This window comes from Rhodopseudomonas sp. RCAM05734 (assembly GCF_052658035.1).
Window position 1 is genome coordinate 1,794,224 of record NZ_CP199742.1, and the last position, 21,731, is coordinate 1,815,954.

The window sequence follows — 21,731 nt, forward strand, 5'->3', positions numbered from 1 at the left end:
TCCACATGACTCCGCGCTTCGCCCGCCATCCCCGAGATCGATGGTGTATGTGGTCGATGATGACGTTGATGTGTTGAAATCGCTACGCTTTCTGCTGGAAACCGAGGGGTTCGACGTGCGCACCTTCGGTAGCGGCGCGGCGCTGCTGGACAATGCCGCCGAGGGCGGCATCGACTGTCTGGTGATCGACTACAAGATGCCCGACATCGACGGCATCGAGCTGGCGCAGCGGCTGCGCCAGCGCAGCGTCACCGCGCCGGTGGTGCTGATCACCGGCTATCCCGACGAGCAGATCCAGTTCAAGGCCTCCGCGGCCGGCATCGCCCGGGTGCTGTTGAAGCCGCATATCGAGGACAGTCTGGTGCGCTCGGTCTGCGATGCCATGCAGGCCGGCGGCGGGCCGGTCCGCGGCGACCTCCGGTAGAGCCCTTAGGGGGAGGCCCCTAGGATATCGCACGGAATTTTCCGAGGTAGGCAATCACCGTAGCAAGGGTCATCCCAACCGAGGAGATGACCATGCTGCAGACCGAAATCACCACCGGAACCAGCCTCAGGATCGCACGGAACGCCAGCATCGCACCGTCGCCGGCCGCCGATCCGTTCGACGTGGTGGCGAGCTGCCCCGGCGTCGTCGCCAGCGAATTCACCTTCGGCAAGGACGAGGAAATCTACGGCGAGGACGAGCCCGCCGAGTATGTCTACCAGGTGCTGTCGGGCGCCGTGCGGACCTACAAATTGCTCAGCGACGGCCGCCGCCAGATCGGCGCCTTCCATCTCGCCGGCGATGTGTTCGGCCTCGACAGCACCACCGCCCACCGGCTCACCGCCGAGGCCATCAGCGCCACCACCGTCCGCCTGGTGCGCCGCCGTTCGCTGGAGACCGCCGCGGCGACCAATGCCGCCGTCGCCCACAGCCTGTGGAAGATGACCGCGCACGGTCTGCGCCACGCCGAGGATCACATGCTGCTGCTCGGTCGCAAGACCGCGCTGGAGCGCGTCGCCACCTTCCTCTTGGAAATGGATGCCCGTCTGGTCCGCACCGGCATGATGGCGCTGCCCATGGGCCGCCGCGACATCGGCGACTATCTCGGCCTCACCCTGGAAACCGTCTCGCGCACCTTCTCCGACCTCCACGAGAAGGGCATCGTCGCGCTCACCGGCGCCCGCCAGGTCGTGCTGCGCAACCGCCCCCGCCTCGCCAGCCTCGACGCGTAACGAAGACCGGCGCCGTTCGCGCCGGCCTGCACGATGGCAACGCGGCAGACTCTGATCGCGTTGCGGGAGATTTAATCGCGCCGCGCGAACCGTCGCAACCGCTGCGGCGCTTGAAGCGCTACAACCGCTTCAGATCTTGCAACGTGGCACTCGCCACAGATCCTGAAAGCCCCAACCCCCGTCAGAAATGTCCCCTCCCCCTTGCGGGGGAGGGTCAGGGCCACACGTCGTGACGCCAATGGCCACGCCCCTCAGCAAACGTAGGGCAGGTTAACCCCGGAGCTTGCGCACCGCGCAACGCCGTGGCGTAACCCGCCGCTCCTCGTCAAGCCTTCGCGCGGAATCCGTTATGACTCCGCCCTCACACCCCGACTACAGGATCGACCGATCGACATCCCGCACCTCGCCGGTGCGCGCATCGACATCGACCTCGATCCACTTGCCGTAGGTGTCGCGGCCCTCGATCTCCCACTGGTCGCCGTCGAAATGGGTGTTCTGCACCGTGACCAGGCCGATATCCCCAGCGATCGCCAGCGCCTGCTGCAAGGTCACCGGCCCCGTCGGCGCCGGCATCACGGCCACCCGCGGCGCCGGCTCGCGCACCAGATAGTCCGCGGCCATTGCCGGCGCCGCCGCGCCGATGGTCAGCGCCGTCGCCAGCATCGCCTTGCACATGATGTTCTTCATCGAAACTCTCCTCGATTTCCGCGCCGCTCACGCAGCGCACCATCGCAAGAACCAACGCCGCGCCGCGGTGTTCCCGCCGCATATGGGGCGATGTTGTGGAGGGGAGAGCGCGCGCGTCTGCTTCGCACAACCGTGCATGGTCTACGCACAAGTTCTTGCGCCCATCTTCTCTTGTCGCGCCCATTGTACTTGTTGCTGGATCGTATTCTTCCTTCCCCCACGCAGAGACAATGCCGCCGAATAGACTCTCATCGCCGCTGGTCACTTTGTTAGAGTCTGCTCTGAGTAGGAATTCGAATAACCGTCGCTTCGCTGGTGTCTCGAGAGTAATTGAACCAGCTTTGTGATCCTTGTACTTGTTTCAAGCGAGTTTCTTCCCAGACAGAAGTAGGGTCGTCGCGTCTCGTAATGAGGTTCCCATAGGAACGTTTCCCCAAGCATTTATGTCGCGGACAAATTTCCACTAAGCGGGGGCAGACTACAATCAAATGTATATGTTGCGGTGGTTGGGTGTACCTTTGGTTGCAATTTGCCGTGGCGAATAGCGGCCGTAAACGCCGTGCAATGGCTGCAAAATGAACCTTTTAGCGTTGAGGACCCAAAACAAAAAAAGGCCGGATCTTGCGATCCGGCCTTTTCAATTCAGTGGAGAAGCTTTGAAGCTCAGACCGCCGCGGCGGGGGCCTCTGCGGCCGGGGCCTTGCTGGCGTCGGTGATCTTCTTCTTCTCGATGGCGCGCTTGATCAGCACGGCCTTCTGCGACAGGTCGCCTTCCTTGGCCTTGATCAGGTAGGCGTCGAAGCCGCCGCGATGATCGACCGACTTCACCGCATTGGTCGAGACGCGCATGCGCACGCCGCGGCCGAGCACGTCGGACAGGAAGGTCACATTGACCAAGTTCGGCAGAAACCGGCGCTTGGTCTTGTGGTTGGAGTGGCTCACCTTGTGGCCCACCTGGGGACCCTTGAGTGTCAGTTCACAGCGCCGCGACATCGCGAAAATCCTCTGTCATCCCCGCCACGGCCCAAAGCCAGGCAGGGGTTCAAAATCACGTCCATTTCAGGAGCCGCGGACGTATAGGACGCGCGCGGCGATGCGTCAAGACGAAGCCTTGCGCAAAGTCGCAAGCGGGCCCTGCGGCGCGCCCAGTATAGCGCGGTTTTGCGTGCCGCTTCAATCATATAAACGACGTATTCGGCCATGAAATAGAACCCTTGAGCGGGTCCGGCGGCGGCCGCTTGGTCGGCGCCGGATTCGTGCTTAGATCTGCCAGAAGAGATCGGCAATGGCGCAGCCGGCCGGGCCGGGACGGTCCCGCAGGCGTCGCCGCTGCCCCCAACCCGCAGGGATCACCCGCCGCCGTGATGCGCTTTGCCACCGATCGACCGCGATTCCGCAGCGCCCCGGCCTGGCGCCGCCGTGGCCTGCTGGCCGTGGGGTTGTTTGCGGGGTTGTTCGCGCTGGCGACGATCGGGGCGGTCCGGCCGGCGGCGGCGCAGGGCAAGCTCGATGCGCATTATGAAGCCAGTCTGGCCGGGATTCCGGTCGGCAAGGGCGCCTGGACCATCGAGATCGCCGACGACCAGTATAATGCCGCGGCCTCCGGCGGCACCTCCGGCCTGCTGAAAGCCTTTGCCGGCGGCTCCGGCACCGGCGCCGCCACCGGCCGCATCGTCGCCGGTGCCCTGGTGCCGTCGAACTATACCGCCACCACCACCGCGTCGAAGAAGTCCGAGACCATCCGCATGGCGCTGCAGGGCGGCGGGGTGAAGGAGTTTTCCATCGAGCCGGAGCCGCCGGCGGATCCCGAGCGTATCCCGGTCACCGAGGCGCATCGCCGCGGCGTGATCGATCCGATGACCGGCTCGCTGCTGCGGGTGGCCGGCAGCGGGGATGTGCTGTCGGCGGATGCCTGCCGCACCAGCACGTCGATCTTCGACGGCCGCATGCGCTACGACCTCAAGCTCGACTACAAGCGCATGGACACCGTCAAGGCCGAGAAAGGCTATCACGGCCCGGTGGTGGTCTGCGCGGTCTACTTTTCGCCGCTGGCCGGCTACATCCCGGACCGCGCCGCCATCAAATATCTCGCCGCCCAGCGCAACATCGAAGTCTGGCTGGCGCCGATCGCCGGCACGCGGGTGCTGGTGCCGTTCCGCATGACGGTGCCGACGCCTTTGGGCACCGCGATGCTCGAGGCGGTCGATTTCGTCACTACGGCGGTGCCGCCGCGGCTGGCCAAAACCCAGTAAACGCTTGCCGCAACTTCGCCGCCGGTTTGCCGCAACGCCGTCGCGACGAATGTCGCCGCCGCAGGCAGCAGGCCAAGGGGCATGACAGGCCGCATGACTCGTCTTGACTCCTGGCGCAATCGTGCGCCGCGCCGGTTAACCCGCGCGCTCGAAATCGTTCTCTTGTTGGCCGTGATGAATCTTGATCTAGTGATCGAACTTGCAGATGAACGCGAGATATTGCGGTGAACCCCGGCGGAGAGGAGGCGAGTCACCGATTCGGGCGCGATTCGTTCCGGACTCGTTCCAAAGCTTAAAAACATCCGTGCCGATGCGTCGCATTGGGACATACACCTGATCGCCCGCGACGCAGAAACCCTTGATCAACATGGCTTCCTTCCATTTCTCGGCTTCCAGCGGCCACGACCGCGCGCCCGGCGCCGGCGTCACTGCCGTGCTCGGCCCGACCAACACCGGCAAGACCCATCTGGCGATCGAGCGCATGCTGGCGCATTCCTCGGGCATCATCGGGCTGCCGCTGCGGCTCCTAGCGCGCGAGGTCTACAACAAGATCGTCGCCCGCGTCGGTCCGGACGCCGTGGCGCTGATCACCGGCGAGGAAAAGATCAAGCCGCCGAAGCCGCGCTACTGGGTCTCGACGGTGGAAGCGATGCCGCGCGATCTCGACGTGTCATTTTTGGCCGTCGATGAAATCCAGATCGCCGCCGATCTCGAACGCGGCCATGTCTTCACCGATCGTATTCTCAATCGCCGTGGCCGCGACGAAACGCTGCTGCTCGGCGCCGCCACCATGCGCCCGATCATCGAGCGGCTGCTGCCGGGCGCCAGCATCGTCACAAGGCCGCGGCTCAGCCAACTGGAATTCGCCGGCGATCGCAAGATCACCAGGCTGCCGCGCCGCTCGGCCATCGTCGCGTTCTCCGCCGATGAAGTCTACGCCATCGCCGAACTGATCAAGCGCCAGCACGGCGGCGCTGCGGTGGTGCTGGGCTCGCTGTCGCCGCGCACCCGCAATTCGCAGGTCGAGATGTTCCAGTCCGGCGATGTCGACTATCTCGTCGCCACCGATGCCGTCGGCATGGGCCTCAACCTCGACGTCGAGCATGTCGCCTTCGCCAGTGATCGCAAGTTCGACGGCTATCAGTTCCGTCGTCTCAATCCGTCGGAGTTTGCGCAGATCGCCGGCCGCGCCGGCCGCGCCACCCGCAACGGCACCTTCGGCAGCACCGGCCGTTGCCCGCCGTTCGAGCCCGAACTGGTCAACGCGTTGCAGAACCACACCTTCGACAGCGTGAAGGTGCTGCAATGGCGCAACGCCAAGCTCGATTTCTCGTCGATTGCCGCACTCCAGGTGTCGCTGGCGCTGACGCCGAACCATGACGCGCTGACCCGCGCGCCGATCGCCGAGGACCTGCGCGTGCTCGATCACCTCGCCCGCGATGCCGATATCCGCGAGATGGCGGTCGGCGCGGCAGCGGTCGAACGGTTGTGGGATGCCTGCCAGATCCCCGACTACAGGCGCACCGCGCCGGCGGTGCACGCCGAACTTGTGACCACTTTGTATGGCTTCCTGATGCGGCGGGGGCGCATTCCAGATGCCTGGTTCGGCACCCAGATCGCGCAAAACGACCGCACCGACGGCGATATCGACACTTTGTCGGGCCGAATCGCACAGATCCGAACCTGGACCTTCGTGGCGAATCGCCCGGATTGGCTGTCAGATCCCGACCATTGGCAGGGAATTTCGCGCGAACTTGAAAATAAACTGTCAGATGCACTGCATGAACGGCTCACGGAGCGTTTCGTTGACCGTCGTACCAGTGTATTGATGCGCCGCTTACGGGAAAACACGATGTTGAATACTGAAATTGGCAAGACCGGCGAAGTGATCGTAGAGGGCCATGTAATTGGCCGTCTCGACGGGTTTACGTTCGCGCCCGATGCGGCCGAAGCCGGCTCCGATGCCAAGGCATTGCAGGCGACCGCGCAAAAGGCGCTGGGCGGAGAAATCGAGGCGCGCGCCGAGAAACTGGCGAATGCGGCCGACGATCAGTTCGTCCTGGCCTCCGACGGCGTGCTGCGCTGGACCGGCGACGCGGTGGCGCGCCTGGTCGCCGCCGACGACGTGTTGCATCCCCGCATCCGCATCATTGCCGACGATCGCCTCAGCGGCCCGCCGCGCGAGGCCGTGCAGGCCCGCCTTGAGCTGTGGCTGAAGACCCATATCGAAAAGCTGCTCGGTCCGTTGTTCGATCTCACCAAGGCCGAGGACATCACCGGCATCGCCCGTGGCATCGCCTTCCAGCTCACCGAAGCGCTCGGCGTGCTGGAGCGACAGAAGATCGCCACCGAGATGAAGGATCTCGACCAGCCGTCGCGCGCCACCCTGCGCAAATATGGCGTGCGGTTCGGCGCCTATCACATCTATGTCCCTGCGCTGCTGAAGCCTGCGGCGCGCGCGCTGGCGCTGCTGCTGTGGGCGCAGAAGCAGGACAATGCCGATATGGCGGCGTTGTCCACCGCGCAGCATCTGGCCGGCTCCGGCCGCACCTCGTTCCCGGTGGACAAGCTGCTCGACCGCGATGCCTATCGCATCCTCGGCTATCGCCAGTGCGGCGAACGCGCGGTGCGCGTCGATATTCTGGAGCGTCTGGCCGATCTCATTCGTCCGGCATTGGCGTGGCGCGAAGGGTCATTGGGCGAAAAGCCCGCCGGTGCCTTCGATGGCCGCGGCTTCGTGGTGACCCAGGCGATGACCTCGCTGACCGGTTCGGCCGGCGAGGATTTTGCCTCGATCCTGCGCGCGCTCGGCTATCGCATGGAGAAGAAGCCGCCATTGCCGCCGGCCGCGCCGAAGCCGGTGGTGGAAGCGGTGGCCGCTGAGGCTGTCGACGCCGCTCAGGCGGACACCAGCGACGAGACAATCGCCGAGGAGCCGGCTGTCGCCATTGCGACCGGTGAGATCTCCGACATCACCAGCGATGCCGCTCCGGTTGAAGTGGCGGCTGATATCGCCGAGGAACCGGCCGTCGCCGTCGCGACCGGCGAGATCGCCGACATCACCAACGACGCTGCCCCGGTTGAGGAAGCCGTCACCACGTCGGCGTCCCTGCTGCCGGAAGTGTCGCCTGTTTTCGAGAGCGAGTCTGCCCCGGCCGAGGCCGCAGCGGATCCCGCGACCGCTGTTGCGGATGCCGGCGCGACCGAGGCTGTTGTGGCTGACGTCACTCCAACCGAACAGGCTGCACCTGTTGAAGCAGCGTCGGAAACTTCGGCTGAGACCGTCGCCACCGATGTGCCTGCTGAAGCCGCAGCTCGCCGAAGCGCCCGCTCCGGCCGTGGTGGAAATGGTGGATGTCTGGCGCCCAGGTGGCCGTTCCGAAGAACGCCGTCCGCCACGCCACGATCGCAACCGGCATCAGCGCAACAACAATGCGCCGGCCACCGCCGAAGGCGAAGCTGCATCCGCCGACGGCGCGAAGCGCGATCGACCCAACCACGGCCGCCGCAACAACGAAAACCGCCGCCCGCGCGGCGATGCACCCGTGGCCAATGCCGGGGCACTTGTGGAAGGCCAGCCCAATCGCGGTCCGCGCGACAACGACAACAAGGGCCGGCCGCCGCGCGAGCGCTTTGGCGACAAGGGCCCGGGCGACAAGAAATTCGGCGACCGCGGCAAGGGCAAGTTCAAGGGCGGCGACCGCGACAAGGGGGCCGCGACGGCCGTCCGGATCGTGGCGACCGCAGCGGCGGCGCGACCCGGCCGTACGCCAGCAGCGCGCCGCCGCGCGAGCGCGACCGGCCGATAGATCCCAATTCTCCGTTTGCCAAGCTGGCGGCGCTCAAAGAGCAGATGACCGCCCGCAAGGATTGAGGATTCTTACCTCGCCCCGCTTAGCGAAGCTTCGCTTCGCCGGGCGGGGCGAGGGAAGAACGCGCGCGCGCAGCGACAGGTGGTGATTGGAGCGCCAGCGTCTCGATAAATGGCTGTGGCATGCACGGGTGGTGAAAGCCCGCACCAGTGCTGCTGCGCTGGTCGAAGCCGGCCATGTCCGCGTCAACGGCAACCGGGAGACAGCGCCGGGCCATCCGGTCAAGCTGGGCGATGTGGTCACGGTGGGGCTGGATCGCACCGTACGCGTGCTCAGGGTCGCCGGCTTTGCCGAGCGGCGCGGCGATGCCACCCTGGGGCGCGCGCTGTATGCCGATCTGCAGCAGCGGTCAGAGTAGTTTTGTGCTGGCCAGGCGGGCCTCGGGGCAACATTCTCCCTTCCGGCGAAAACGCATTGATCGAACCGCGCCGCATCCCTTGCGGCTTGGGGGTGGGTGCGCTACGCAAACATTCAAAATTGAACGTTTCCGGAGTCCTCGATGACTTACGTCGTCACTGAAGCCTGCATCAAGTGCAAGTACACCGACTGTGTGGAAGTCTGCCCCGTGGATTGCTTCTACGAGGGCGAGAATATGCTGGTGATCCATCCGGACGAATGCATCGATTGCGGCGTCTGCGAACCGGAATGTCCGGCGGATGCGATCAAGCCGGATACCGAGGCGGGCCTCGAGAAGTGGCTCGAAGTGAACACGGAATATGCCAAGAGCTGGCCGAACATCACTCAGAAGAAGGATGCGCCGGCCGACGCCAAGGATTTCGATGGCGTCGAAGGCAAGTTCGACAAGTTTTTCTCGCCCGCACCGGGTACCGGCGACTGATCTGGATCCGCTCATCTGACGGATTATTGACCGGCAGAATCGTCGCCGACGTTTACCCTGCCCTGGGATTATGCCCCGTCGCTGGCCCGAGAACGGCCGCGGGCGGGCATAAATCATTGATTTTTGCGGGAAATGTGCTATTATAGGCACAATTCAAGAAGCTGGACCCATTTGGTGCCGCTCGATGGCCCCTGCCGGGTTTCCCGTTTAATCATCAAACAGGGGCGTGGCAGTACCCGCGCATCAGGCTGTGTCACAGAAAACGCGTAAAAAGAGTATCTCTAAGGCTGCAAAGAAAGCCCCTGCGGCCAGCCGCAGTGCAACCAAAGGCCGTGCCCGGACTCCCGCCAAGGCGACCCGGACCGCCGTAAAGGCTGCCACTGCCAAGCCTGCTCCTGCAAAGTCCTCCAAAAACAAAAGAAGTTCAATGCCAAGCAAGACTGCGAAAACCTCCGCCAAGTCTGTTGAGTCAAAGTCTGTTGAGTCCAAGGCCCCCGCTGCGAAGCCGGTCGCTGCCAAGGCTGCGCCGAAGGCCGCAACCAAGGCGGTCGCGAAGCCGGTTGCGGCTGCTGCCAAGCCGGCCGCCGTGGCACCTCGCGTGGAGGAGCCGAAGAAGGTGCTGACCCAGCGCCAGGGCTTCAAGACCAATGAATTCGTGGTCTATCCGGCGCATGGCGTCGGCCAGATCCTGGCTATCGAAGAGCAGGAAATCGCCGGCGCCAAGCTGGAGCTGTTCGTCATCAATTTCATGAAGGACAAGATGACCCTGCGGGTGCCTACCGCCAAGGTCGCCAATGTCGGTATGCGCAAGCTGTCGGAGCCGGCGCTGGTGAAGCGCGCGCTGGAGACCCTGAAGGGCCGCGCACGCATCAAGCGTACCATGTGGTCGCGTCGCGCCCAGGAATACGAAGCCAAGATCAATTCCGGCGACATCGTCGCGATTGCCGAGGTGGTCCGCGATCTGTTCCGCTCGGACTCGCAGCCGGAGCAGTCCTACAGCGAACGTCAGCTGTATGAAGCTGCGCTGGATCGTCTGTCCCGTGAGATCGCGGTGGTCCAGCACGTGACCGAGACCGAAGCGGTCAAGGAAATCGAAGGCCAGGCTGGCCAAGAGCCCGCGCCGCGGCGCCAAGGCCGAAGCCGGTGCCGAAGCCAGCGCTGATGATGCCGACGCCGATGGCGACGATGTCGCCGCCGCCGACGAAGCGGCGTAAGCGGTTTCTACGGTTTGAGATCAAAAGCCCGGCTGAAACGCCGGGCTTTTTTAATGGAGCGCCGTCACCCTGAGGTGCGAGCTCTTGCGAGCCACGAAGGGCGACGGCGCGGAGCACCATCCTTCGAGGGGAGCCGAAGTCGGCTCGCACCTCAGGATGACGGTTGAGCATGTTCCGACGTTATCGAGACGAAGTCGGTCAGCGCGTCAATCCACGACGATCTTGACGCGATCGCGGACCTTGATGGTGGCTTGGGCATCGAGGCCGTTGAGCACGCGAAAGCGCTCGGCGGGGCGGTCGACGCCGGCCATGCGGTGCGACATCGATTCGACGGTGTCGCCGGGCTGCACCGTCATGATCTTGATGCGCAGCGGCCGCGCCGCCTGGATTTCTGCCAGCGTCAGGCGGCGGAAGGAATTGACCGTCTCGCGGGCGTTGCGTTCGCTCTCGCTGGTCTTCTGCTTGGCGGCGAAAATGAAGCGATAGACGTCGCTGCCGAACCGCAGCGCATAGACCCGGAACTGCCACTGATCGCCCTGTGCGGTGGCGGCGGCGGCCGGAAACCCATTGATGGTGAGGTCTTCCGTCGAGGCCCTGTCGACATTCTCCATCCAGCCGGAATTCAGGTAGTCGCCGAGCGACTGCTCCGCCGGCACCCGCACCACGTCGAACCGCATGGCCTGGTTGCTGCCCTCGCGCACGCCGATCACCGCCTGCGCAGTATTGTCGAGCGTGAAGGACTCCGGCGCCTGAAAGGTGAAGCCGAGCTTGGGATGCAGGAAGCGCCGCCCGCGCACAAAGCCTTCGCTGGGATCCTCGCCATAGACGATGTTGTCGATCGCCGCGAGATAGGTCTCGCGGTCGCGCTCGCCTCCATCGGGCGAGGAGTATTGCCGTGCATTTGCCTGGGCGTTCTGTACGCGCTCCGGCGTGGCGGGATGCGACGACAGGAAGTCCTGGGCGCGCGGGTCGAGCGGCGATCGCGCAGCCTTCAGCGCCGCATTGCGCTCCATCGAACTCAGAAAGCGCGCGGCGCCGTAGGGATCGAAATGCGCGCGGGCGGAAATGCCGACGCCGATGCCATCGGCCTCGAATTCCTGGGCGCGCGAAAAGCTCGCCATCGTCAGCTTGGATTTCGCCAGCGCCAGCGCCGACAGGTCGGGATCGCTGCCCATGTCGGTGACCACGCGGGTGACGACGGCAGCCTGGCGTGCCTGCTCCTCGCGGATCGAGGCGTGTTTGGCGAGCACATGGGCCATCTCGTGCGACAGCACCGAAGACAGCTCCGATGTGTCCGATGCCAGCGCGATCAGGCCGCGCGTTACATACAACTGGCCGGATGGCAGCGCGAAGGCGTTGACCGCGCCGGAGTTCAGGATGGTGACCTTGTAGGTGAGGTCCGGACGTTCGGAGGCCGCCACCAGCCGGTCCACCGTCTTGGTGATCAGCGCTTCCAGCCGGGGATCGTCATAGGACCCGCCATAGGAAGCGAGGATGCGTTCATGCTCCTTCTCGCCGGCCGGGGTCTGCACCACCGGCACCTTCGGCGGCTTGGCGGGACTTGTCGGCCTGGCACTACTGACATCGAAGCGGCTGGCGTCGCCGCAGCCGCCGAGGGCAAACAGCGCGCACAGCAAAGCAGGCGCAGCCCAAAGGCGGCGGCTCATGCTGGTTTGCCGACCCACACCTGTCACAACCTTGACTGCCCTTTTGGTCTAGTCGTCCCCGACCAGTTCCAGTTGCCCCACCCGGAGCGCCTCGATCCGCGGCCCATTCCGCAGCTCGACCCAGCCGCGGACGCGAATCTGTCGTGTTTCGAGCGACTTAGGCGATATTCCCGCGCCCTCGAACGCAGCCATCATGCGCCTTGAAATAGTCACAGCAAAGTCCTGTGTCCAGCGTCTGCCAAAATTCAGATAGGTGGTCGTCCCAGCCTGCCGAACCGACCGAACCCGTCCTTCGACCACCGTGAACTGCCCAATCCTGGTCAAAATATCGCCCGGACTTTCCGCGTTTTTTATGACGGCGGACCTGCCCCAGATGCCGCGCCTGGCCCTGCGGGCAGCCGCCTCGGCCGCCTTCAGGAGAGCGGCGCAGGGCGGATCGGTCACCTCTGCCGACGCCAGCGCCACGCCCTGGCTCAACAGTGCCTGCTGGACGAGGTCGCCCTGATCGACGAACGCGAATGCCGGCTGCCGGCCGTAACGGTCCGGCATGTCGCTGTCACCGTGCAGCGTCACCTCGCGACCGGCGATCAGCGCGGCCAGCGCATCCTTGCCCAATGACGCGGTCGGGAATTCTATTCCGGCCAGCCGCACCTCGCGACCGTCGTCGAGCCGGAAGGTGCGGCTGTCGATAACGGCGCTGACGCGGCCCGCGCCTTGCGGTTCAAAACTGCAGCCGATCATAGCGGCGGCGGGCGCCGTCGCCATGGTCGTCGTTGCGATCAGTAGTACCAGTCCGTATCGCGTGACCGTCGTCGTCATTGCCGCATCCGGAAGTAACGGGCGCTACCGATGACTTCTATCGGAAATTGCGTGGGCCGCGAAAGCTAACCGCCGGTACGACAGTCTGCGCGATTTGTTCTCCCGCATTCCGCTTGACGGAAGGTGCGCGCCTTTTTGCTCCGACTCCTGTGATCGCCGTGGCTTGCCGCTGGAACTGGCTTGCGTCATGATCGCCGCAACAAAATCTGTGCCGCGCAACATGCGACGGTGCTCAAGGGAGGCCTTCGTGAAGAGAATTGTTTCAGGTTTGCTGGCGTCGGTCATGGCAATGACGGTTACCTCGGCGATGGCGCAGACCAAGCCGCTGAAGCTCGGTGCCATCCTCGATATGTCCGGCCTGTATGCCGATATCACCGGGACGGGCTCGGAGACTGCAGCCAAGATGGCGGCGGAAGATTTCGGCGGCGAAGTGCTCGGCCGCAAGATCGAGATCGTCGCGGCAGACCATCTCAACAAAGCCGACCTGTCCGCCAACATTGCCCGCGACATGCTCGACAATCAGGGCGTCGAAGCCATCGTCGACGTGGCCGCATCCGCTACCGCTCTGGCCGCCGGGGAAATCGCCAAAGCCCGCAACAAGATCATCATCTTCAACGGCCCCGGCTCGATCCGCCTGAGCAACGAGGCCTGCGGCCCCTACACCGTGCACTATGTGTTCGACACCTTTGGCCAGGCCAACGTCACCGGGCTCGCCACTGTGAAGACCGGGCTCGACAGCCGGTTTTTCCTGACCGCCGATTACGCGTTCGGCGCGGATCTCGAGAAGGACACCACCGCGGTGGTGCTGAAGTCCGGCGGCAAGGTGCTCGGCGCCGTCAAGCATCCGCTCAATACCTCGGACTTCTCCTCGTTCCTGCTGCAGGCGCAGAGCTCCAAGGCCAAGGTGATCGGCCTCGCCAATGCCGGCGGCGACACCATCAACGCCATCAAGCAGGCCGCCGAATTTGGCCTGACCAAGAGCGGTGGGCAGAAATTGTCGCCGCTTCTGGCCTTCATTTCCGACATCGACAGCGTCGGCCTGGAGACTGCGCAGGGTCTTATCCTTGCCGAAGCCTTCTACTGGGATCTCAACGACGAGACCCGCGCCTTCACCAAGCGTTTCCAGGAGCGCACCAAGCGGGTGCCGACCTCCGCGCAGGCCGGCGTCTATTCCTCGGTGTTGCATTATCTGAAGGCCGTGAAGGCCGCCGGCACCACCGACGCCGCGCCCGTGATGAAGCTCATGAAGGACACGCCGATCAACGACATGTTCGCCAAGAATGGCAGGATCCGCGAAGACGGTCGCATGGTCCACGACATGTATCTGTTCGAAGTGAAGAAGCCGTCGGAGTCGAAGGGGCGCTGGGACGACTACAAGCTGCTCGCCACCGTGCCGGGCGATCAGGCGTTCCAGCCGCTGGAAGCTTCGCGCTGTCCGCTGGTGAAGAAGTAAGGCAACGACGACCATCGGTCATTGCGGCGTGCGCGCAATGACCGATGGCGCCGAGGACAAGAATAACAACAAGAACAAAAAGAAGGACACTGCGATGAACGACATGGTTCTCCAGGCGCTCGACAACGGACTGCTGACCATCACCATGAACCGGCCTGACCGGCGCAATGCGCTGAATGTCGAGATGACGCAGGGGCTAGTGGCGGCGGCGCGGCGGGCGGCGGAGGACCACGAAGTGCGCGCCGTGCTGCTGAAGGGCGCCGGCGGCACGTTCTGCGTCGGCGGCGATGTCAAATCGATGGCCGCCGGCCGCGCGCCATTGCCGTTCGAGGCCAAGATGGCCAACCTGCGGCGCGGCATGGAAGTTTCGCGCATCCTGCATGAGATGCCGAAGCCGGTGGTGGCGCAGGTCGACGGCGCTGCCGCGGGCGCAGGGCTGTCCATCGCGCTCGCATGCGACATCCGCGTCGCCAGCGCATCGTGCAAGATCACCACGGCCTTCGCCAAGGTCGGGCTGTCCGGCGATTACGGCGGCACCTATTTCCTCACCCACCTGCTGGGAAGCGCCAAGGCGCGGGAGCTCTATCTGATGTCGCCCGTGCTTACCGCGCAGGAAGCGCTGGCGCTCGGCATGGTCACCCGGGTAGTCGACGATGCCGAGGTCGGAACCGCAGCCCACGACCTGGCGATGTCCTTCGCCCAGGGGCCGACGGTCACGCTCGGCTACATCAAGCGCAACATCAACAACGCCGAGCACCTCTCGCTGGAAGCCTGCTTCGATGCCGAAGCCATGCACCACTCGCGTGCCAGCGACACCGCGGACCACAAGGAGGCCGCTGCGGCCTTCGTCGAGAAACGCAAACCCGTTTTTCATGGGCATTGATATGCCGGGGGCAGGCACATGAGCCAGATGCGACTGCGTCAGATCTGTCTTGTGGCGCCGAACCTGGAGCCTGTGGTCGGCGACATCGCCGCCATCATGGGACTCGACGTCTGCTATCGCGACCCCCATGTCGCCACCTACGGTCTGGAAAACGCGCTGCTGCCGGTGGACACCATGCTGCTGGAGGTGATTGCGCCGATCGAGCCGGGCACCGCGGCCGGACGTTTCCTGGAGAAATCCGGCGGCCACGGCGGCTACATGGCGATCTTCAGTTGCGACGATCCCGACGAGCGCGGTCGCAACGCTGAAGCCATGGGCGTGCGGATCGCCAACGTCATCGACCATCCGCCCTATCACGGGGTGCAACTGCATCCGCGCGATTGCCGGGCGGCCTTCATCGAGTTCAATCACACCGACGGCAGCGACGATATCCGCGGCGCCTATCCGCCGGCGGGACCGTTCTGGCAGCGATCGATCCGCACCGAGACGACCAAGGCGCTGGTCGCGGTGGAGATCCAGTCGCCGCAGCCGGACGATCTGGCGGCGCATTGGGGCCGCATCATCGGCGTTCCCGTCAGCGGCGCCGACACCGGCGAGCCGCGGCTGGAACTGGTCAACTGCCGCTTCAACTTCGTCCATGGCGCCGTCGAGGCGATCACCGGGCTGACTTTCGGGGTCAGCGATGTCGAGGCGGTGCGCGCCGCCGCGCGGGCCCGCGGTTGTCCTTGCGCCGGCGATGCGTTCCTGTTGACCGGGGTGACATTCCACCTCGTGGCCTGATCGCATTCGCCGGCCGCTTTAGAAGACAACAACAGGACCGCAAATGACGGCCAGCGCGCGCCACCATCCGCTCGACACGTTCTTTTCGCCGTCCAGCATCGCCATCATCGGCGCGTCGCGCGATGCGATGAAGATTCCCGGCCTGCTGTTGGCGTTCCTGCGCAAGAACCAGTTTCCCGGCCGGATCTATCCGGTCAATCCGAACTATGCCGACATCGACGGGCTCAAGTGCTATCCTTCGGTCACCGCCATCGGCCAGCCGATCGATCTGGCCATCGTCATCATCCCCGCGCGTGCCGTGCTCGACGCGCTGCACGAATGCGCCGGCCTTGGTGTCAAGAATGCGGTGATCATCTCGTCGGGTTTCGCCGAGGAGGGCGGCGATGCCATTGCGATGCAGGACGCCATCGCCGGTCTGGCGAAGCGCACCGGCATGCGGATCTCCGGCCCCAATGCCGAAGGTTTCTTCAACGAGATCGGGCAGGTCGCGGCGACCTTCAGCCCGACGGTGGACGTCAGGCCGGATCAGCCGCGGTTGATCGCCACCCGGAAGCGCATCGGCATCGTCGCGCAATCCGGCGGCATCGGCTTTGCCATCTATCACCGCGCGAGAGCGCTGGGCATTGCGCTGAGCTATGTCATCTCGACCGGCAACGAGTCCGATCTCGGCGCCGGCGAATTCCTCGACTACATGGTGCAGGATCCGCTGACCGATGTGATCCTGCTGTTCATCGAAGGCATCCGCGACACCGACAGCTTTCTCGCCGCCGCTCGACGCGCGGCCGAAACCGGCAAGCCGGTGATCGTGACGAAAGTCGGCCGTTCCGGCGCCGGCGAGCGCGCCGCCGCCTCGCACACCGCCAGCATGGCCGGCTGGTCCGCGGCCTATGACGCGGTGTTCGCCAAATACGGCTTCATCGTCTCCAACGATCTCGACGAGGCCGTCACCATCGCCGCTCTGCTGATATCGACACCGCTGCCGAAGGGCGACCGCGTCGCCGTGGTCACGGTGTCCGGCGGCGCCGGCATATGGGGCGCCGACGCGCTGGCGGGGCAGGGGCTGCAGGTGCCGGAATTGTCCGCGCAGTTGCAGACGGCCATTCGCGGCCTGATCCCCTCCTATGGTTCGCCGCGCAACCCGATCGATATCACCGCACAGGCGGTGCACAGCGGCGGCCTGCAGAAGACCATCGAACTGCTCGACGAATCCGACGAGGTCGATGCCATCCTGGTGGTGATCTCGCTGTCGAGCGAGACCCGCATGCCGTTCAAGCAGCCGGAGCTTCAGCCGGTCATCGACGCCAAACGCAAGACGATCGTGTTCTGGTCCTACACGCTGCCGTCGGGTTTCGCCCGCACGGGTCTCGCAGCCTCCGGGGTGGTGGTGCTGTCCGGCCTGACGCATCTCGTGGTGGCGCTGCGCCAGATGGCGGCGCGCGCCCGTTTCAGGCCGGTCGCGCCGGTGGAGCAGCAGTCGGCCCGGCTGCCCGACCTGTCCGCGTATCTGACGGCGGCGACGCTATCCGAGTACGACAGCAAGGCTCTGTTACGCGCTGCCGGTGTTGAGTTGCCGGGCGAGATCCTGGTGCAGGAAAGGCGCACGCTCCAAAGCGAGATCGCCAGGCTCGGCTTCCCGCTGGTGCTGAAGGTGCAATCGCGCGACATTCCGCACAAGAGCGAGATCGGCGGCGTGCGTATCGACATCGCCACGGAAGACGCCGCTTTCGCTGCCTATGATGCGCTGCTGGCCAATGCGCAGCGGCTCCGGCCGGATGCCGCGATCCAGGGCGTGCTGCTCGGTCCGATGGCCGACAAGGGCGTCGAGATCATTGTCGGCACCCTGACGGACGCCACTTTCGGGCCGCTGGTGATGGTCGGGCTCGGCGGCGTCACCGCGGAACTGTTCAGGGATGTGGTGTATCGCCCGGCGCCGGTCGGTCCGGCCGAAGCCATGTCGATGCTTCGCGAGTTGAAGGCCGCAGCTCTGCTCGACGGGTTTCGCGGCGCGCCGAAGGCCGACGTGCCGGCGCTGGCTGCGCTGATCGCCCAGCTGTCGCAGATCGCCGCGGACGCGAAGGATGAGATTGCCGAGATCGAGATCAACCCGGTGCTTGTGCATGCCCTGGGCGACGGCGTCACCATCGTCGATGCGCTGGTGGTACCGAAGCCGCGACCGTAAGCTTGACGCGGCAGCCTAGTCCATCACCGCGGCATGATCGCTTGGCGCCTTCGACTGCGCGCGCAACGCCGCCTTCGATGAGCCGATCATCAGCGCCAGCGGAATCGCCAGCAGTGTCACCACCATCACCGTCTGATAATCCAGCCCGAAGGCGATGATCGTCGCCTGCAGCGTGACGATGGCGTCGGCCGCGGCGCGCCCGGCGTCGGTAGTGAGATCGAGCATCTCGCGGACGCCGGGCATCTGCAACGCGTTGTTGAACGGCGTGACGTGTTCGACCAGCACCGCATGGGCCATCCGTGTGCCCGAGGTGAGCTGCGCGATGACCAGTGAGATACCGATCGAACTGGCGACATTGCGCAACAAGGTCAGCATCGATGTGCCGTCGGTGCGCAGGTGGTTGGGCAGCGTCAGGAAGGCGACGGTGGAGAGCGGCACAAACACCAGGCCGAGGCCGAAGCCCTGCGCAATGCTGACGATGACGATCTCGGTCACGCCGGTCTGGTCGGTCCAGCGCGCGGTGAAGAACAGGCCCAGCGAGATCAGCGCCATGCCGGCCATGATCAGTGTCCGCGCCTCGATATATTTCATGAAACGGCCGACCAGCATCATGGCGACGAAGGTGCCGGAGCCACGCGTTGCCAGCAGCAGGCCGGCGGTGAGAATCGGATAGCCGATCACGTTCTGCAGGAACGGCGACGACAGCGCCATGGTCGAATACAGCACCAGGCCCATCACAGCCATGAACACGCAGCCACCGACGAAATTCTTGTCCTTGAAGATCGCAAACTGGATGAAGGGGCGGTTCGACGTCAGCGAATGCGCGAAGAAGTAATAGAAGCCGACGATGGCGATGATGGTCTCGATGATAATCTCGTTGGATTCGAGCCAGCCCAGCTGCTCGCCGCGGTCAAGCGCCAGCTGCATCGAGCCGATACCGAGCGCCAATGCGCCGAATCCGAACCAGTCGAACTTCAGTTCGGCATTGGTCTTGGTCTCGTCCATGAACACCATCAGTCCAGCCACTGTGACAATGCCGAACGGGATGTTGACGAAGAACACCCAGTGCCAGGAATAGGTTTCGGTCAGCCATGCGCCGAGCGACGGACCCATGATCGGGCCGAGCATCACGCCCATGCCCCAGATCGACATCGCCTTGGCGCGCTCGTGCAGCGCGTAGCTATCGAGCATGACGGCTTGCGACAACGGCACCAAAGCTGCTCCGAACACGCCCTGCAGCAGACGGAACAGCACCATCTGGCCGATATCCTGGGCGAGGCCGCACATCACCGAGGCGATGGTGAAGCCGGCGGAGCAGATGATGAAGATCTTCTTGCGGCCGAACCGGTTGGCAACCCAGCCGACCGGTGCGGTCATGATCGCGGCGGCGACGATGTAGGACGTCAGCACCCAGTTGACCTGGTCCTGCGAGGCCGACAGCGAGCCCTGCATATAGGGCAGCGCCACGTTGGCGATGGTGGTGTCGAGCGCCTGCATGATCGTCGCGGTCATGGCGCAGATCGTCACCATGGTCCGGCGCATGCCGGGTTGTGCAGACGAAGGGGCGGTTGCCGACGCCACCGGATCAGTCCTGCTTCGCGACGGCCGGCGACATGCCGAACAGCGCCGCCAGCGAGCGGTGATGATTGGTGTCGATCGACGTATACGAGCTCATGCCGGCCTTGAGTTTCTTCACTGCGGGATCGGCATTGTCGAGATAGATCCGCACCGGCACGCGCTGCACCACCTTGACGAAGTTGCCGGTGGCGTTCTGCGGCGGCAGGATCGCGAACTGCGCGCCGGTGCCCGGGCTCAGCGAGCCGACGGTGCCCTTGAAGACGTGGTTGGGGAACGCGTCGACGTCGATATCGACCTTCTGGCCGACCGCAATATAGGTGAAGTCGGATTCCTTCAGGTTGGCGTCGACCCACGGTTTGGAATCGTCGATGACGCTGAGGATCGGCGTGCCCGCGGCCACAAATCGGCCGAGCTGGATGTTGTCGACCTGGGTGGCAGTACCGCTCATCGGCGCGCGCAGCACCGTGTGGTCGAGGTTGCGTTGCGCCTGTTCCAGCGCTGCCTTGGCCTGGGCGTAGGGCGGGAATTGCGCAAGCGGCAGGTCGGGATTGCCGAGCAACTGGTTCTTCGCGGTGGACAGTTGCTGCTTCAGCAATTCGAGCTGCGCGCGGGCAGTCACCAGCGCGGAGCCGGCATTGTCGAGATCGAGTTGCGAGCCGAAATTGCTTTTCGCCAGCGTCGCCTTGCGTTCGACGTCGCGCTGCTTCAGGTCGGCGCCCTGCTGCATCAGGTCCTGCATCTGGCCGTAGATCTTCAAGTTGCTGACCAGGTTGTCATAGGTGGTCTGCTGCTGATCCAGCGTCGCCTGAGCCTGCTGCACGGCAAAACGGAACGGCACTGGGTCGATCTCGAACAGAACGTCGCCCGCGTTGACGTGCTGGCCCTCGCGCACCACCACCTTCTCGACCTTGCCGGAGATGTCCGGCGTGATCAGCACCTTCTGGGCGCCGACATAGGCGTCGTCGGTGGTCACGTAGCGGCCGCCGCTCAGATAGAAGGCGATGCCGCCGACCAGCGCGACGATCGGCAACGCGACCAGCAGCAAGGTTCGCCGGTAGCGTCGCAGGAAACCGGGACGGGCCGGCGCCGTGGTCGCCGAATCCCCGACAGCCTTGTCCGGAGCCCCCGTTTCGGGCGCGAGTTTCAGTGCGGGTTCAGCCATAGGTCGATTCCTTGAGCAGGTTGGGCGTCGGCGCGGGAGCGGGGTGCTGGATCGCCTCGCGGACGTTGTCCTTGACGATTTCGAGTTGGGCGACCAGCAGACGGGTATCCCCGGCGCTGAGGCCGGCCAGAGCCGTGTCCGTCAGTTCGTTGCGCAGCCGGCCGAGCTTCCGCATCAGCGGCCGGGCGGCTTCGGTGAGATACAGGCGGTTGACCCGACGATCGCTGTCGTCGCTGCGGCGTTCGATCAGGCCGAGGTCGCACAGCTTGTCGATCAACCGGGTCAGCGTGATCGGCTGGATTTCCAGCAGGTCGGCGATTTCGGTCTGCTTCAGGCCTTCAGTACGTTCCAGCTTGGCCAGAACGCTCCATTGCGCCTTGGTCAGGCCGAACCGCCGCGCCTGCTTCTCGGCATATAGCCGCAGCAGGCGCTGGGTTTCGAACAGCGCAAACAGGAAGTCGACATTGGATCCGGGCATGGTTACTCCGTATGAATGTGACATAATAAGCAATGCATATTATATCGATCCTATATCTTTTAGGGGCAGCCCTGCATGAATGGCATGGCTCCCACAGATGCGCTGGCGATCTGCCGATTTTGCGAGCGGAATCGGCGCGGACGCACTAAATGTCGGTGATGACCCTTGCCAAGCCGCATTTCCCGGCCCCCGGCCACGATCACGACCGCTGCACCGCGGACGCGATTCAGCACGCCGAAACGGTCTGCGCCGGCCGGTCGCAGAAATTCACCCCGATCCGCCGCCAGGTGCTGGGCGCCCTGCTGGGCAGCCATCGGCCGCTCGGCGCCTATGAGGTGATCGACGAACTGGCCAAGACCATGTCGCGCCCGGCGCCGATCACGGTGTACCGCGCGCTGGATTTCCTGATGGAGAACGGCCTCGTTCATCGCATCGAGAGCCGCAACGCCTTCCTGGCCTGCGCCCACGACCACGCCGAGGCGTCGATGGTGGCGTTCCTGATCTGCGACAAATGCGGCTCGGTCGGCGAGGTGCCGGCCGCCAAGGTGGCGCAGAGCCTGAACGACGCCGCGCGCACCACCGGTTTCGCACCCAAACTCTCGGTGGTGGAAATCACTGGCACCTGCGCACACTGCCAGACCGTCTGAGAACAAC

General features: G+C 64.7%; 19 protein-coding genes and 1 pseudogene. 13 read left to right on the forward strand and 7 right to left on the reverse strand.

Features of this window, described 5'->3' with window-relative positions; translation table 11 throughout:
* Window positions 1-40 precede the first annotated feature (40 nt).
* Window positions 41-424: a response regulator gene (locus tag ACUXVA_RS08595; protein ID WP_265080690.1), complete on the forward strand. Its 384-nt coding sequence runs from the start codon at window positions 41-43 to the stop codon at window positions 422-424.
* 92 nt (window positions 425-516) lie between these two features.
* On the forward strand, window positions 517-1,215 hold the full coding sequence (locus tag ACUXVA_RS08600) for a helix-turn-helix domain-containing protein (protein WP_265080689.1): 699 nt from the start codon (window positions 517-519) through the stop codon (window positions 1,213-1,215).
* A 372-nt stretch (window positions 1,216-1,587) separates the two neighbouring features.
* Here the strand turns inward: ACUXVA_RS08600 and ACUXVA_RS08605 are convergent, their stop codons facing one another.
* Together ACUXVA_RS08605 and rpmB are read right to left on the reverse strand one after the other, a co-directional pair.
* Complete coding sequence (locus tag ACUXVA_RS08605) at window positions 1,588-1,902, reverse strand: PepSY domain-containing protein (RefSeq protein WP_265080688.1); 315 nt, start codon at window positions 1,900-1,902, stop codon at window positions 1,588-1,590.
* A 663-nt stretch (window positions 1,903-2,565) separates the two neighbouring features.
* Window positions 2,566-2,895, reverse strand: a complete 330-nt coding sequence (gene rpmB / locus ACUXVA_RS08610; protein WP_265080687.1) for a 50S ribosomal protein L28 — start codon at window positions 2,893-2,895, stop codon at window positions 2,566-2,568.
* Window positions 2,896-3,266: 371 nt separating this feature from the next.
* On the opposite strand from rpmB, the gene ACUXVA_RS08615 reads away from it, so the two are divergent.
* From ACUXVA_RS08615 to ACUXVA_RS08640, 6 genes and pseudogenes are all read left to right on the forward strand, one after another.
* The gene (locus ACUXVA_RS08615) at window positions 3,267-4,154 is read left to right on the forward strand and encodes a DUF3108 domain-containing protein (RefSeq protein ID WP_413776550.1); all 888 of its coding nucleotides are present in this window, start codon (window positions 3,267-3,269) and stop codon (window positions 4,152-4,154) included.
* A 93-nt stretch (window positions 4,155-4,247) separates the two neighbouring features.
* Entirely contained in the window at window positions 4,248-4,382 is a 135-nt protein-coding gene (locus ACUXVA_RS08620) for a hypothetical protein (RefSeq protein ID WP_265080685.1), read from the forward strand.
* 139 nt (window positions 4,383-4,521) lie between these two features.
* Window positions 4,522-8,028 carry a helicase-related protein gene (locus ACUXVA_RS08625; protein ID WP_445491654.1) on the forward strand — a complete coding sequence of 1,169 codons (3,507 nt, stop codon included), beginning with the start codon at window positions 4,522-4,524 and terminating at the stop codon, window positions 8,026-8,028.
* A gap of 86 nt (window positions 8,029-8,114) precedes the next feature.
* The gene (locus tag ACUXVA_RS08630; RefSeq protein ID WP_265080684.1) at window positions 8,115-8,384 is read left to right on the forward strand and encodes an RNA-binding S4 domain-containing protein; all 270 of its coding nucleotides are present in this window, start codon (window positions 8,115-8,117) and stop codon (window positions 8,382-8,384) included.
* 141 nt (window positions 8,385-8,525) lie between these two features.
* A complete protein-coding gene (gene fdxA / locus ACUXVA_RS08635; protein ID WP_265080683.1) occupies window positions 8,526-8,864 on the forward strand; it encodes a ferredoxin FdxA in 339 nt (112 codons plus the stop codon).
* Window positions 8,865-9,291: 427 nt separating this feature from the next.
* Window positions 9,292-10,078 (forward strand): annotated as a pseudogene (locus ACUXVA_RS08640) (CarD family transcriptional regulator).
* 206 nt (window positions 10,079-10,284) lie between these two features.
* Here the strand turns inward: ACUXVA_RS08640 and ACUXVA_RS08645 are convergent.
* Together ACUXVA_RS08645 and ACUXVA_RS08650 are read right to left on the reverse strand one after the other, a co-directional pair.
* A complete protein-coding gene (locus ACUXVA_RS08645; RefSeq protein ID WP_265080681.1) occupies window positions 10,285-11,745 on the reverse strand; it encodes a M48 family metalloprotease in 1,461 nt (486 codons plus the stop codon).
* 48 nt (window positions 11,746-11,793) lie between these two features.
* Complete coding sequence (locus ACUXVA_RS08650) at window positions 11,794-12,564, reverse strand: thermonuclease family protein (protein WP_413776410.1); 771 nt, start codon at window positions 12,562-12,564, stop codon at window positions 11,794-11,796.
* Between the two features lie 283 nt (window positions 12,565-12,847).
* Between ACUXVA_RS08650 and ACUXVA_RS08655 the strand changes: the two genes are divergently transcribed.
* From ACUXVA_RS08655 to ACUXVA_RS08670, 4 genes are all read left to right on the forward strand, one after another.
* The gene (locus tag ACUXVA_RS08655; RefSeq protein ID WP_445491658.1) at window positions 12,848-14,017 is read left to right on the forward strand and encodes an ABC transporter substrate-binding protein; all 1,170 of its coding nucleotides are present in this window, start codon (window positions 12,848-12,850) and stop codon (window positions 14,015-14,017) included.
* A 94-nt stretch (window positions 14,018-14,111) separates the two neighbouring features.
* Window positions 14,112-14,900, forward strand: a complete 789-nt coding sequence (locus ACUXVA_RS08660; protein WP_265083867.1) for an enoyl-CoA hydratase — start codon at window positions 14,112-14,114, stop codon at window positions 14,898-14,900.
* A gap of 18 nt (window positions 14,901-14,918) precedes the next feature.
* Complete coding sequence (locus ACUXVA_RS08665; protein WP_265080679.1) at window positions 14,919-15,680, forward strand: hypothetical protein; 762 nt, start codon at window positions 14,919-14,921, stop codon at window positions 15,678-15,680.
* A 43-nt stretch (window positions 15,681-15,723) separates the two neighbouring features.
* Complete coding sequence (locus tag ACUXVA_RS08670; RefSeq protein WP_265080678.1) at window positions 15,724-17,859, forward strand: acetate--CoA ligase family protein; 2,136 nt, start codon at window positions 15,724-15,726, stop codon at window positions 17,857-17,859.
* Window positions 17,860-17,874: 15 nt separating this feature from the next.
* Here ACUXVA_RS08670 and ACUXVA_RS08675 read toward each other — a convergent pair whose 3' ends face one another.
* From ACUXVA_RS08675 to ACUXVA_RS08685, 3 genes are read right to left on the reverse strand one after another with little or no spacing between them, the layout of a single operon-like run.
* Window positions 17,875-19,401, reverse strand: coding sequence for an MDR family MFS transporter (locus tag ACUXVA_RS08675; protein ID WP_265080677.1), 1,527 nt, complete (start codon window positions 19,399-19,401; stop codon window positions 17,875-17,877).
* Window positions 19,402-19,444: 43 nt separating this feature from the next.
* The gene (locus ACUXVA_RS08680) at window positions 19,445-20,599 is read right to left on the reverse strand and encodes an HlyD family secretion protein (RefSeq protein WP_265080676.1); all 1,155 of its coding nucleotides are present in this window, start codon (window positions 20,597-20,599) and stop codon (window positions 19,445-19,447) included.
* The gene (locus ACUXVA_RS08685) at window positions 20,592-21,077 is read right to left on the reverse strand and encodes a MarR family winged helix-turn-helix transcriptional regulator (protein ID WP_445491661.1); all 486 of its coding nucleotides are present in this window, start codon (window positions 21,075-21,077) and stop codon (window positions 20,592-20,594) included. Before ACUXVA_RS08685 ends, ACUXVA_RS08680 begins: the two co-directional genes overlap by 8 nt.
* 158 nt (window positions 21,078-21,235) lie before the next feature.
* Between ACUXVA_RS08685 and ACUXVA_RS08690 the strand changes: the two genes are divergently transcribed.
* The gene (locus tag ACUXVA_RS08690) at window positions 21,236-21,724 is read left to right on the forward strand and encodes a Fur family transcriptional regulator (protein ID WP_445493266.1); all 489 of its coding nucleotides are present in this window, start codon (window positions 21,236-21,238) and stop codon (window positions 21,722-21,724) included.
* Window positions 21,725-21,731 lie beyond the last annotated feature (7 nt).